Source organism: Albimonas sp., from assembly GCF_055129145.1.
The window spans coordinates 1-12,821 of sequence record NZ_JBSRTQ010000126.1 but is presented as its reverse complement, the minus strand read 5'-3'; the positions used below and the strand labels follow the sequence as shown (position 1 = coordinate 12,821).

The following is a 12,821-nucleotide window of genomic DNA, read 5'->3' as shown; positions in this document are numbered from 1 at the left end:
CCCCCCCCCCCCCCCCCCCCCCCCCCCCCCCCCCCCCCCCCCCCCCCCCCCCCCCCCCCCCCCCCCCCCCCCCCCCCGCCGCGGCCGCCCCGCCCATTGCCCGAGCGCCGGGGCGGAACTAGGTCTGATCCACGCCGGCCCTGCGCCGGAGCCATCCCGGAGCGCGCCGATGCAAGTCCTCTCCGTCGTGTCCGAATGCGCGCCGCTGATCAAGACCGGGGGCCTCGCCGACGTGGCCGGGGCCTTGCCCGGCGCGCTGCGCCTGCAGGGCGTCGCGATGCGCACCCTGCTGCCGGCCTATCGCGGGCTGGCCGCGCGGCTTTCGGCGCCGCGGATCACCCCGCTCGACACCCCCTTCGGGCCGGCGAGCCTGCTGGAGGGGGAGGCCGAGGGGCTCGACCTGATCCTGATCGAGGCGCCCGGGCTTTATGACCGCGCCGGCGGACCTTATGCGGGGCTGAACCGGGCCGATTTCGGGGACAACCACCTGCGCTTCGGCCTGCTGGCCTGGACCGGCGCCCGGATCGGGGCGGAGGGGTTGCGCGGCTGGCGCCCCGACGTGGTGCACGCCCATGACTGGCAGGCGGGGCTGACCCCGACCTATCTGCGGCTGGCGGGCGGGGACGCGCCGAAATCCGTCGTCACCATCCACAACATCGCCTTTCAGGGGCTGTTCGGGCGCGAGACGCTCCGGCCGCTCGGCCTGCCCGAGGCGATGTTCAACGCCGACCAGCTGGAGTTTCACGGGAGCCTCGGCTTCCTCAAGGCCGGGCTCGCCCATGCCGACGCGATCACCACGGTGTCGCCGACCTATGCGCGCGAGCTGCTGACGCCGGAATTCGGCAACGGGCTCGACGGGCTGCTGCGCCATCGGGCCGACGTGCTGGAGGGGGTGCTGAACGGCATCGACACCGCGATATGGGACCCGAGCCACGACCCGGACCTTGCACGCCCCTATCGCAACGCCCCGGGCAAGCGGCCCAACCGCCAGGCGCTGGCGGAGCGGTTCGGGATCTCGCCCTCCGACGATGCGCCGCTCTTTTGCGTGATCTCGCGCATGACAAGGCAGAAGGGGCTCGACCTGCTGATGGATGTCATGCCGGGCCTGCTGGCGGAGGGGGGGAGCCTGGTGGTCCTGGGGTCGGGCGACGCGGATCTGGAGGCGGGGTTTCAGTGGTGGGCCGCGGCCCATCCGGACCGGGTCGGCTGCGTGATCGGCTATGACGAGCCGCTGGCCCATCTGATGCAGGCCGGCTCCGACGCGATCCTGGTGCCGAGCCGGTTCGAGCCCTGCGGCCTGACCCAGCTTTGCGCGCTGCGCTACGGGACGGCGCCGGTGGTGGCGCTGACCGGGGGGCTGGCCGACACGGTGATCGACGCCAACGCCGCCGCGCTTCGGGTGGGGGCCGCCACCGGATTCGTGCATGCGCCAGACGACGCGGGCGCGTTGGCCGCGGCGATCGGGCGGGCCTGCGCCCTATATCGTCAGCCTCAGGCCTGGCGCGGGCTGGTCCGCGCCGCCCTTCGCCAGCCAGTCGACTGGGGCGAAAGCGCCGGGCGCTACGCCGACCTTTATCGCCGCCTCGTCCCCGGGGCCGCGCAGCAGGAGACCGCATGACCGCTCCCCTTTCCTCGCCCCGCGTGATCGCCCTTCGGATGAGCGAGGGCCGGCCCGACCGATTGGGTCTTGCGCTGGATGACGGCGGGGCCGAGGTCGCGGTGCATGCGCCCGACGCGGAGCGGGTGGAGCTTTGTCTGTTCGACGAGGCGGGGCGGGAGACGGCGCGGCTGGCGCTGCCCGGGCGCTCAGGCCCGATCCGGCACGGGCGGATCGAGGGGTTGGCGGAGGGGGCGCGCTACGGGTTCCGGGCCTATGGGCCGTGGGATCCGAAGGCGGCGATGCGGTTCAATCCGGCGAAGCTGCTGCTCGACCCCTATGCGCGGGCGTTCGATGGCGAGCCTTTGTGGACCGAGGCGCTTTGCGCCCACGCGCCCGGCGACCCCGCCGCCCCCGATCCCCGCGACAGCGCGCCGTTCATGCCGCGCAGCGTGGCGGTCCGCGATCTGCCGCGCATCGACCCGGCCGAGCGGCCGCGCCGGGCCTGGACGGACACCGTGGTCTACGAGGCCCATGTCCGCGGCCTGACCCGCCTGCATCCCGAGATCCCCGAGGCGATCCGCGGCACCTACGAGGCGCTGGGCCATCCGGCGATCCTCGCGCATCTGACCCGGCTGGGGGTGACGGCGCTGGAGCTGCTGCCGGTGCAGGCCTTCATGGACGAGCCGCATCTGGTGGGGCGCGGGCTGACCAATTACTGGGGCTACAACCCCTTCGGCTATTTCGCGCCCGCGCCCCGCTACATGGGGCCGAAGGGGGCGGCGGGGCTGCGCGAGACGGTGGCGGCGCTGCATGGCGCTGGCATCGAGGTGATCGTCGACGTCGTCTACAACCACACCGCCGAAAGCCATGAGAGCGGGCCGATGCTGGCTTTCCGGGGGTTGGATGACGCCGGCTACTACCGCCATGCGCAGGGCGCGCCGGACGGGGACTACGTCAACGACACCGGCTGCGGCAACACCATGGATCTGTCCAAGGTCCCCGCGCGGCGGCTGATGCGCGAGAGCCTCGCGTGGTGGGCGGAGCGGATCGGGGTGGACGGGTTCCGCTTCGATCTGGCCCCGGTGCTGGGGCGGGCGCGGGACGGCGGCTTCGATCCGGCCTCCGACCTGCTGGCGGATCTGGCCGCGGACCCGTGTCTCGAGGGCGTCAAACTGATCGCGGAGCCTTGGGATATCGGGCCCGGCGGCTACCGGCTGGGAGCGTTTCCGGCGGGTTGGGCGGAGTGGAACGACAGGTTCCGCGATGGCGCGCGGCGGTTCTGGCAGGGCTGGCCGGGGGGGGCGCATGAGCTGGCCTCGGGGCTGCTCGGCTCGGCCGAACGGTTCGACCGGGACGGGCGGGCGGCCTGGGCCTCGGTCAATTTCGTGGCGGCGCATGACGGGTTCACGCTCGCCGACGCCACGCTCTACGCCACCCGCCGCAACGAGGCGAATGGCGAGGGCAATCGCGACGGGCATCAGGGCGAGGTCTCGGACCCGATGGGGCCGGAAGGGCCCGGCGACGCGGCGCAGGAGGCGGCGCGGGCGAAGCGCCGGCGGAACCTTTTGCTGACCGTCTTCGCGGCCCAGGGCGTGCCGATGCTGCGCGCGGGCGACGAGCAGGGCCAGAGCCAGGGCGGCAACAACAACGCCTATTGCCAGGACAACGCCACGACCTGGCTCGACTGGGGGACCGCGGACGAAAGCCTCACCGCCTTCGCCGCCGCCGCCGCGGCGCTGCGCGCCCGGCTGCCGGCGCTGCGCCGGCCGGTTTTCCTGCATGGGGCGGAGCGGGAGACGGGCTGGAGGGAGAGCCGTTGGGCCGGCCTCGACGGCGGCGAACCGGACTGGGAGGCGGAGGCCCCCGGCGGCTATGTGCTGGTGCTGCGCGGCGAGGCCGGGGCGGACTGCGCGCCGGTGGCGCTGGCCTTCAATGCGGGCGAGCGCTCGGCCCTGTCGCTGCCGCCGCCCGGTCCGGGCCTGCGCTGGGCGCTGGCGCTGAGCACCGAGGCGGCGGACGGGGCGCCGGGGACCGGCGCGGTTCCCGAAGCGATCGCGGCGGGCTCGGCGCTGGTGTTCGAGGCGGTCTCGGCCGATCCGGCGCTGACGAGGCTCGCCGACCGGATGGGGATTTTCCGCAGCTACTTCGAGGTGGGCGGGCGCGAGCATGTGGCCGGGCCCGCCACCCAGACCGCGCTGCTGCGCGCCATGGGGCTGGAGATCGGGGCGGAGGCGGAGGCTGACGCCGCGGCGATCCTGGCGGGGATCGAGGCGGAGGATGCGGCCCGTCTGCTGCCGCGCGAAGCGGTGGTGGAGGCGGGGGTGGCCGATGCGTTCCGGCTCGACCCGCCGCTCGCCTGGTCTCTGGCGCTCGAGGATGGCGGCGAGGCTGCCGGCGGGGCGGGGGAGCCGCTGCCGCCGCTCCCCGCCGGTCTTCATGCGCTGGCGGCGGGCGGAGAGATCGTGCTGATCGCCGCCGCCCCCGCGCTTGCGCCGCAGGTGGCCGAGGTCACGGGGCGCGACAAGGTCTGGGGGGCGACGGGGGCGGTCTATGCGCTGACCTCGGCCCGCAGTCTGGGCGAAGGGGATTTCGAGGATCTGGCGACGGCGGCGGAGGGGTTGGCGCGGCTCGGCGCGGATTTCCTCGGCGTCAATCCGGTGCATGCGCTCGGCGCGGCCGACAGCGGGATCAGCCCCTATTCGCCGACCTCGCGCAGCGCGCTCGACGCGCGGCGCATCGCCATCGACCATGTGCCGGGCTTCGCGACCTGCCCCGGCGCGCAGGCGGCGGTGACCGCGGAGGCGGCGGCGCTGAAGGCGTGGCGGGAGGATGATTACGGCAACCCCGCGCTCGCCGCCCGGATCCGGGCGCCGGCGATGCGGGCGCTCTTCCAGATGTTCGAGGCCGGGCAGGGCGGCGATATGGCGGCGTTCGAGGCGTGGCTGGAGGCCGGCGGCCGGGCGCGGGCGCGCTTCGCGGTGTTCGAGGCGCTGAGCCTCGCCGAGGGCGCGAACTGGCGGGCCTGGCCGGAGGCGCTGCGCGATCCCGAGAGCCCGGAGGTCGCGGCCTTCGCCCGGGCGCATGCGACCGAGATCCGGTTCCACGCCTGGGCGCAATGGACCGCGGCCTTGCAGCTGCACGCGGCGCAGGTGCGGGCGAAGGCGGCGGGGATGGGCCTGGGGCTTTATCTCGACATCGCGGTCGGCGTGCGGCCGGACGGGGCGGAGGCGTGGGCGCGGCCCGCGGCGCTGGCGCGGGGCGTGTCGCTGGGCGCGCCGCCCGATGCGCTGAACGCGGCCGGCCAGGTCTGGGCGCTGGCCCCGTTCAACCCCGCCGGCCTGCAGGCCAGCCGCTACGCGCCGTTCCGCGACATGCTGCGCGCCACCATGGCCCATGCCGGGGCGGTGCGGATCGACCATGTCATCGGGCTCGACCGCGGGTTCTGGGCGCCGGAGGACGGATCGCCGGGCGGCTATGTGCGCTTCCCCGCCGCGATGCTGCTGGCGCTGGTGCGGATCGAGGCGGCGCGCTTCGGCTGCGTGGTGGTGGGCGAGGATCTGGGCACGGTGCCCGAGGGTCTGCGCGAGGCGCTGGACGACGCGGGCCTGCATGGCTGTGCGATCCTGCAGTTCGAGGGCGGGCCGCAGGGCTTCCGTCCGCCCGCGGAATTTTCGCGGCGCAGTCTCGCGAGCTTCGGGACCCATGACACGCCGACGCTGGCGGGGTGGTGGGACGCCGACGACGTGCGGGTGCGCGAAGGGCTGGGTCATGTCGACCCGGCCGGCGCCGCCGCAATGCGGGCGGAGCGGGCGGGCGCGCGCGCCGCGCTCGCCCGGCTGCTGGCGGCGGAGGGGCGGGCGCCGGACGGGCTCGACCTCGACCATCCGCCCGAGCTGCTGACGCCCGAGCTGCGCGACGCGATCCACGGGCTGCTCGCGGCCGGCGGCTCGGCGCTGGCGGCGGTGCAGATCGACGATGCGCTGGACGAGCGGCGCCAGCAGAACGTGCCGGGCACGGTGGACGAGGTCCCGAACTGGCGCCTGCGCCATGGCGCGGCGGCGGATGCGATGGATCAGGCCCCGGGCCTGATCCGGGCGGCGGAGATCTTCGGGCGGGAGCGGGGGCGATGAGCCCCCCGCGGTCCGCTTCGCCGCGCCGCGGGCGGCCAAGGGCGGTCGCCGGCGCGGAAGGGCCCGAAAGTCGATGCGCTGCATCGCCATCCAAGATCCGCGCGCTTCGGCAGCAAATGGTTAACCAATTGCCGTCAGCTTGGGCATGTCGGCGCCCTATCGGTCGGGAAACCGCCTGAACCGGCGTGAAAATCGGCTCGATACCCTTCTCCGGGCAAGATATGCGCGCTCAATCCCCCCCCTGCGACCCCGCGCGCCCTGTCGAAGCCTCCGCGGTCCGTTATCTCTTCGACCATGCGCCAACTCATCCTCGCCCGACCTCGTCTCCCCCAGCTTCTCCTCGTCCGCCCCGACCGTCGCAGCCTGCAAGGGACACCGGCATGAGCTTCTCACACGCAGTCACCCGTCCCGCCGACGCCGACGAACTCGCCTCCGCCGTTCTCGGCCATCTGACCTACACCATCGGCAAGCCCACCGACGCGGCCACCAAGTCCGACTGGCGGCTCGCGCTGACCCACGCCATCCGCGATCTGGTGATCGCGCCCTGGTTCGACTCGGTCCGGCGCGGCTACGCCGAGGACCGCAAGCGGGTCTATTACCTGTCGATGGAATTCCTGATCGGCCGTCTGCTGGAGGATGCGATCGACAATATCGGCCTCGGCGACATGGCCAAGGACGCGATGGAGCGGTTGGGCCAGGACTGGCGCGCGGTCCTCGAGGACGAGCCCGACGCGGCGCTGGGCAATGGCGGGCTGGGGCGGCTCGCCGCCTGTTTCCTCGATTCCATGTCCACCGTCGGCCTGCCGGCCCATGGCTACGGCATCCGCTACGACCATGGCCTGTTCCGCCAGTCCTTCGACCATGGCTGGCAGGTGGAGGAGGCGGAGGAATGGCTCCGACAGGCGCATCCCTGGGAGTTCCAGCGCCGCGAGGTGCAGTATCGCATCGGCTTCGGCGGCACGGTGACGCCCACGCAGGGCGACGCGGCCGAGTGGAAGGCCGATGACGCGGTGCTCGCCGCCGCCTACGACACGCCCGTCCCCGGCTGGGAGGGGAAGTGGACCAACACCCTGCGGCTGTGGTCGGCGAAGCCCGAGCGGCTGTTCGAGCTCGACCGCTTCAACCAGGGCGATTTCGTCGGGGCCGCTGCGCCCGCGATCCTGGCGCAGACGATTTCCCGCGTGCTCTACCCCGACGACACCACGCCCCAGGGCAAGGAGCTGCGGCTGAAGCAGGAGTATTTCTTCTCCGCCGCGTCGGTGCGCGACCTGATGCGCCGCTTCCTGATCGACCATGAGAACCTGGAGCAGCTGTCCGACAAGGTGGCGATCCAGATGAACGACACCCATCCCGCGATCGCGGCGCCCGAGCTGATCCGGGTGCTGATCGACGATCACGGCATGAGCTTCGACAAGGCGTTCGAGCTGGCCCGCGACACGCTGCACTACACCAACCACACCCTGATGCCCGAGGCGCTGGAGCGCTGGCCCTGGGACCTGATGGCCCGCGTGCTGCCGCGGCATCTGCAGATCATCGAGATGATCGACCGCCGCCACGAGGCCGAGCATCCCGACCGGCCCGACGTCACCCGGATCATCGAACATGGCGAGATCCGGATGGGCAACCTCGCCTTCATCGGCTCGTGCCGGGTGAACGGGGTGTCGGCGCTGCATACCGATCTGATGCAGCGCACCGTCTTCGCCGAGCTGCATGCGCTGCATCCCGACCGCATCGTCAACGTCACCAACGGCGTGACCCCGCGGCGCTGGATCAACACCTGCAACGCCAACCTGCGCAACCTGATCAACAAATCGATCGGCGCCGGCTGGATCACCGATCTCGACCAGCTGGAAGGGCTGCGTCCGCTCGCCGACGATCCGGCGTTCCGCACGCGGCTCGACGCGGCCAAGCGCGCCAACAAGGTGCGGCTGTCGAACTGGCTGGCCGCGCAGGGCGGGGCGGCGCTGGATCCCGACGCGCTGTTCGACATCCAGATCAAGCGGCTGCACGAATACAAGCGCCAGCTGCTCAACATTCTCGAGACCGCGGCGCTGTGGAACGAGATGCGCGAGAACCCCGAGAAGGACTGGACCCCGCGGGTCAAGATCTTCGGCGGCAAGGCCGCGCCGGGCTATGTGCAGGCCAAGCTGATCATCAAGCTGATCAACGACATCGGCGCGCGGATCAACGGCGACGAGGCGGTCAAGGGCCGGCTGAAGGTGGTGTATCCGGCGAACTACAACGTCTCGATGGCCGAAAAGCTGATCCCGGCGGCCGACCTGTCGGAGCAGATCTCGACCGCGGGGATGGAGGCGTCGGGCACCGGCAACATGAAGTTCTCGATGAACGGCGCGCTGACCGTCGGCACGCTCGACGGCGCCAACGTGGAGATCCGCGAGGCGGTGGGGCCGGAGAACATCTTCATCTTCGGGAAGACCGCGGACGAGGTGCGGGCCCTGCGCGAGAACGGCTATGACTCCAGGCCCGCGATCGAGGCGGATGCCCGCCTCGCCCGGGTGATCGGGCAGATCGAGGCGGGCGAGTTCTCGCCCGACGATCCCGACCGGTTCAAGGGCATCGGCGACACGCTGCGCCACCACGACTGGTTCCTGGTGACGGCCGATTTCTCGGGCTACTGGGCGATCCAGCGGCGGATCGACGACGCCTGGAAGCATCGCGAGGACTGGCTGCGCAAGTCGGCGATCAACATCGCGGGCATGGGGCGGTTTTCGTCCGACCGCTCGATCCGCAATTACGCCGAGCGGGTGTGGCAGGCCGAACCGATGGAGTGAGCGGGCGGGGCGGGCCCGGGTTTCGGGCCCCCGCCTCCGGCGCTCCCCTCGGCGGGGGGGGGGGCGTCAGGCGCCGGAAGGCTGTGCGGGGGGCGATGCGCATCGCCCCCCGCATGCGTTTCGGACCTGGGCTCAGCCGTCGAGGCAGTCCGCCATCGACATGGCCATCCCCTCGATCAGCGCGGGATAGAGCGTCGGCCCCGGGTCCAGCCCGGCGCCCAGCGGGTCGAGCTCCGCGTGGCGGATCCCGGTCCCTTCGGTGATCGCGGCGACGAGGCGGGGCGGGAACTGCGGCTCGGAGAAGACGCAGGCGGCATGGGCCTCGATCAGCCGGTCGCGCAGCTCGGTCAGGTGGCGGGCGCCGGGCTTGGCGCCGTCGCCGAGCGACAGCGCGCCCAGCGCGGGGAGATCGAAGCGCCGCTCGAAATGGGCGTAGGCGTCGTGGAAGACGGCGTAGGCGCGGCCGTGGACCGGGGCGAGCGTCGCCTCCGCCTGCTCCGCCGCAGCCGAGATCCGGGCGCGGGCGGCGTCGGCGTTGGCCTCGTAAAGATCGGCGCGCTCGGGGTCGGCTTCGGAGAGCGCGGCTTCCATCGCGTCGATCCAGACCAGCGCGTTGTCGGGGTTCAGCCACAGATGCGGATCGTCGGAGCCCGCCGCATGGTGGTGACCCTCATGGCCCTCGTGGTCATCGTCGCCGTCGTCGTCGTGGTCCGCGTGATGCGCGTCGCCGTCATGGTCGTCGTGCCCATGTTTTTCGGGGCCATGTTCGTCGTCATCATGTTCGTGGGTCTCCGCCTCCGGCGCGAACATCGCGTCCTCGCGGATCGTGAGATGGGCGACGCCGGGGACTTCGGCCAGCGTCACGGCGACGGCATTGGCGGCGAGGTCGGTGATCGCCTCCTCCAGCCAGGGGGTCAGGCCGGGGCCGACGCGGAACACGATCTCCGCCTCCTGCAAGGCCCGGGCCTGGGAGGGGCGCAGCGCGTAGCCGTGGGGCGAGGCGCCGGGCGGCACGATCAGGGCGGGGATGCCGGCGCCCTGCATCACCATCGCCGCCAGCGACTGCACGGGCGCGATGTCGGCTGCGACCCGCACCGGATCCCGCGCCGCGGCGGGGCCGGCGAGGACTGCCAGCGCCGCCGCCGCAGTCAGCGCGCCGCGCCCCCGTCCCGTTCTTCGCCCGTCTCGTCTGCCCGCCATCATGTCGCGTTCCTCTTGCCAATCCGTGGGGGCCGGGTGTAGCAAGGGCGTTACAACATAACAAGTGTAATGTTATAAGGTAACGTCATGCCCAAGATGGCTCCCGACCCCGCCTTCGCCCGGCACGACCATGACCATTGCGCCGCCACGGCGCGCGAGGCCGCGGCCCGCGCCTGCGCCGAGCAGGGGCTGCGCCTGACCGAGATCCGGGCCCGGGTGCTGGAGATCCTGTGCGAGTCCCATGCGGCGCTGGGCGCTTACGACGTGCTCGACCGGCTGCGGGCGGACGGGCGCGCGGCGCAGCCTCCCGTCGCCTACCGGGCGCTGGATTTCCTGGTGGCGAACGGCTTCGCGCACCGGATCGAGCGGTTGAACGCCTATGTCGCCTGCGGCCATCCCGGCGACGACCATGCGCCGGCCTTCATGATCTGCCGCGGCTGCCGGCGGGTGGCGGAATGCGCGGCCCCGGCGGCGGCGGCGGCGCTGGCCCCGCAGGCGGCGGCCATCGGTTTCGAGATCGAGCGCACGGTGATCGAGGCCGAGGGCGTGTGTCCCGACTGCCGCGCCGCGGCGCAGGGCGCCCCCGCATGACCGGGCCAGACCTGACCGGCGCCCCGTTGATCGAGACCGAGGCGTTGACGCTGCGCCATGGCGGGAGAGAGGCGCTGAGCGACGTGGATTTCGCCATCCGTCCCGGCGAGATCGTGACGCTGGTCGGGCCCAACGGCTCGGGAAAAACCAGTTTCCTACGGGCGCTGGCGGGGGCGATGAAGCCGGCCTCGGGCCGGATCGCCCGGCGGGCGGGGCTGCGATTGGGATATGTGCCGCAGAGCCTCGCCATCGACCCGACGCTGCCGCTGACCGTCGACCGGTTCCTGCGGCTGGCGGGCGAGCGCTCGGCGCCCGTGCGCGCCGCGGCGCTGGCGCGGGCGGGGGCCGAGGGGCTCGCGGGGCGGCAGATGTCGGCGCTTTCGGGCGGCCAGTTCCAGCGGGCGCTGCTGGCCCATGCGCTGCTGCGCCGGCCAGACCTGCTGCTGCTCGACGAGCCGACCCAGGGGCTCGACCAGCCCGGCGCCGCCGCCTTCTACCGGCTGGTGGCGGAGCTGCGCGCGGAACTGGGCTGCGCGGTGCTGATGGTCAGCCACGACCTGCATGTGGTGATGAGCGCGTCGGACCGGGTGATCTGCCTCAACGGCCATGTCTGCTGCGAGGGGGCGCCGACGGTGGTGGCGGCGGCCCCGGAATACCGGGCGCTGTTCGGGATGGGCACCGGCGGGGCGCTGGCGCTTTACCGTCACGAGCATGACCATGCGCATGACCCTCATGCGCATGACCATGAGGACCACGGCCACGGGCACGACCATGGGCGCCGCGCGCCCGAGCGCGAGGCGGCGCGATGAGCTTCCTCGACGATTTCGTGGTGCGCGCGGCTCTGGCGGGGCTGGGCGTGGCGGCGGCGGCGGGGCCGCTCGGCTGCTTCGTGGTCTGGCGGCGCATGGCCTATTTCGGCGACGCCACGGCCCATGCGGCGATGCTGGGCGTGGCGCTGGCGCTGGCGACCGAGATCCCGGTCTTCGCCGGCGTGATGGTGGTGACGCTGGCGGTGGCGGCGGGGATCGGCGCCGTCTCGGGCCGGACCTATGCGGCGGACACGCTGCTGGGGGTTGCGGCGCATACCTCGCTGGCCGCGGGGCTGGTCGCGATGGCCTTCATCCCCGGCGCGCGGATGGACCTGTCGTCCTGGCTTTTCGGGGACATTCTGGCGGTGAGCCGGGGGGATCTGGCGGCGATCTGGGGCGGGGCCGGGGCGGCGCTCGGGCTGCTGATCTGGCGGTGGAACGGGCTTTTGTCCTCGACGCTCGCGCCCGAGCTCGCGGCGGCGGAGGGGCGCGATCCGGCGCGCGAGCGGCTGATCCTGATGCTGGCGCTGGCGCTGCTGGTGGCGGCGGCGCTGAAGGTGGTGGGGGCGCTGCTGATCACCTCCTTGCTGGTGATCCCGGCGGCGGCGGCGCGCGCGCTGGCGCGCTCGCCCGAGGCGATGGCGGTGGGCGCGGCGATCTTCGGCGCGCTGGCCGCCATCGGCGGGCTGGCGGCGAGCTGGGAATGGGACACGCCGGCGGGCCCTTCGGTGGTGCTGGCCGCGGCGGGGATTCTGGTGGCGACGAACCTGGTCGCGGGCCTGCGGAGGATGGCGGCGGGCAGGGGCTGAGCGGCCCCGCCGTCTCGTCCCCGTCTCCGCCCCGCCCGACGCCACGGCAGGGCGGGGCGCGCTGCGGCCGGGCTTGACCTCGGTCATCGGCGCGGTCCTATTCCCCCGGCCTCCGCTAGGGCTCCGGCAAGAGCGACCGGGCGGACGGCGCGGTCGAAGAGAGGTGAGCAGCGATGTCGGGAACCCATCACGGGCCGCGCGCGCGGATCGGCGCGCGCGAGGGCGTTTCGCCGAAGGCGGGCGGGCGCGTTCCCCTGCCGACCGGCGCGGTGCGCGACGCGGGCCTCGCGCGGGTGGCGACGCTGCTGCTGGTGTCGTCGCTGACCATCATGGCGTCCACCGTGATCTCCCCCGGCCTGCCGGGGATGGAGGCGGCGTTCGCGCAGACCGAGCCGCAGGCGGCCCTGATGACCCGGCTGGCGGTGACGCTGCCGGGGCTGTTCGTGGCGCTCTGCGCGCCGCTGGTGGGCTGGCTGTCGGACCGCAGCGGGCGGCGGCGGATCATGCTGGCGGGGATCGTGCTTTACGCGCTGGCCGGGACCTCCGGCCTCTGGGTCGAGGGGCTGAACGCGCTGCTGGTCGGGCGGGCGTTCCTCGGCATGGCGGTGGCCGCGCTGATGACGGCGGCCTCGGCGATGGCGGGCGATCTCTTCGCGGGGCCGGCGCGCGAAAAATTCCTGGGGCTGCAGGCGTCCTCGATGGGGCTGGCGGGGCTGGTGTTCCTTACGGGGGGCGGGATTCTGGCGGAGGAGAGCTGGCGCGCGCCGTTCGCCATCTACGGGCTCGCCGCCCTGATCCTGCCCGCGGCGCTCATCCTGCTGCCGGAGACGCTGAGCCGGGGCGCCGCGCCGGCGCCGGCGCCGGCGATGCGGGGCGGGGCCGCGCCGGCG

8 protein-coding genes are annotated in these 12,821 nt (G+C 73.2%); 7 read left to right on the top strand and 1 reads right to left on the bottom strand.

All coding sequences use genetic code 11. The features are described from left to right. Positions 1-169 precede the first annotated feature (169 nt). The 3 genes from glgA (at position 170) to ACTB72_RS16705 (ending at position 8,522) form a co-directional block, all read left to right on the top strand. Positions 170-1,618, top strand: a complete 1,449-nt coding sequence (gene glgA, locus ACTB72_RS16715) for a glycogen synthase GlgA (RefSeq protein ID WP_463038143.1) — start codon at positions 170-172, stop codon at positions 1,616-1,618. Beyond that, positions 1,615-5,730: a glycogen debranching protein GlgX gene (gene glgX / locus ACTB72_RS16710; protein ID WP_463038141.1), complete on the top strand. Its 4,116-nt coding sequence runs from the start codon at positions 1,615-1,617 to the stop codon at positions 5,728-5,730. The genes glgA and glgX overlap by 4 nt, the downstream gene beginning before the upstream one ends. A gap of 380 nt (positions 5,731-6,110) precedes the next feature. Then, positions 6,111-8,522, top strand: a complete 2,412-nt coding sequence (locus ACTB72_RS16705; RefSeq protein WP_463038140.1) for a glycogen/starch/alpha-glucan phosphorylase — start codon at positions 6,111-6,113, stop codon at positions 8,520-8,522. 132 nt (positions 8,523-8,654) lie between these two features. Here ACTB72_RS16705 and ACTB72_RS16700 read toward each other — a convergent pair whose 3' ends face one another. Next, positions 8,655-9,722: a zinc ABC transporter substrate-binding protein gene (locus ACTB72_RS16700; RefSeq protein WP_463038139.1), complete on the bottom strand. Its 1,068-nt coding sequence runs from the start codon at positions 9,720-9,722 to the stop codon at positions 8,655-8,657. Between the two features lie 96 nt (positions 9,723-9,818). On the opposite strand from ACTB72_RS16700, the gene ACTB72_RS16695 reads away from it, so the two are divergent. From ACTB72_RS16695 to ACTB72_RS16680, 4 genes are all read left to right on the top strand, one after another. Continuing rightward, the gene (locus ACTB72_RS16695) at positions 9,819-10,313 is read left to right on the top strand and encodes a Fur family transcriptional regulator (RefSeq protein ID WP_463038145.1); all 495 of its coding nucleotides are present in this window, start codon (positions 9,819-9,821) and stop codon (positions 10,311-10,313) included. Then, positions 10,310-11,122: an ATP-binding cassette domain-containing protein gene (locus ACTB72_RS16690; protein WP_463038138.1), complete on the top strand. Its 813-nt coding sequence runs from the start codon at positions 10,310-10,312 to the stop codon at positions 11,120-11,122. The genes ACTB72_RS16695 and ACTB72_RS16690 overlap by 4 nt, the downstream gene beginning before the upstream one ends. Continuing rightward, positions 11,119-11,931 (top strand): metal ABC transporter permease, encoded by an 813-nt coding sequence (locus tag ACTB72_RS16685; protein ID WP_463038137.1) that lies wholly within the window; start codon positions 11,119-11,121, stop codon positions 11,929-11,931. The genes ACTB72_RS16690 and ACTB72_RS16685 overlap by 4 nt, the downstream gene beginning before the upstream one ends. Before the next feature lie 173 nt (positions 11,932-12,104). Further along, positions 12,105-12,821: MFS transporter (locus ACTB72_RS16680; protein ID WP_463038136.1), on the top strand; the 717-nt coding region annotated here is incomplete at its 3' end.

Coding starts and splice junctions, on each gene's coding strand:
- glgA (WP_463038143.1), top strand. CDS start 170: ATGCAAGTCCTCTCCGTCGTGTCCGAATGCGCGCCGCTGATCAAGACC.
- glgX (WP_463038141.1), top strand. CDS start 1,615: ATGACCGCTCCCCTTTCCTCGCCCCGCGTGATCGCCCTTCGGATGAGC.
- ACTB72_RS16705 (WP_463038140.1), top strand. CDS start 6,111: ATGAGCTTCTCACACGCAGTCACCCGTCCCGCCGACGCCGACGAACTC.
- ACTB72_RS16700 (WP_463038139.1), bottom strand. CDS start 9,722: ATGGCGGGCAGACGAGACGGGCGAAGAACGGGACGGGGGCGCGGCGCG.
- ACTB72_RS16695 (WP_463038145.1), top strand. CDS start 9,819: ATGGCTCCCGACCCCGCCTTCGCCCGGCACGACCATGACCATTGCGCC.
- ACTB72_RS16690 (WP_463038138.1), top strand. CDS start 10,310: ATGACCGGGCCAGACCTGACCGGCGCCCCGTTGATCGAGACCGAGGCG.
- ACTB72_RS16685 (WP_463038137.1), top strand. CDS start 11,119: ATGAGCTTCCTCGACGATTTCGTGGTGCGCGCGGCTCTGGCGGGGCTG.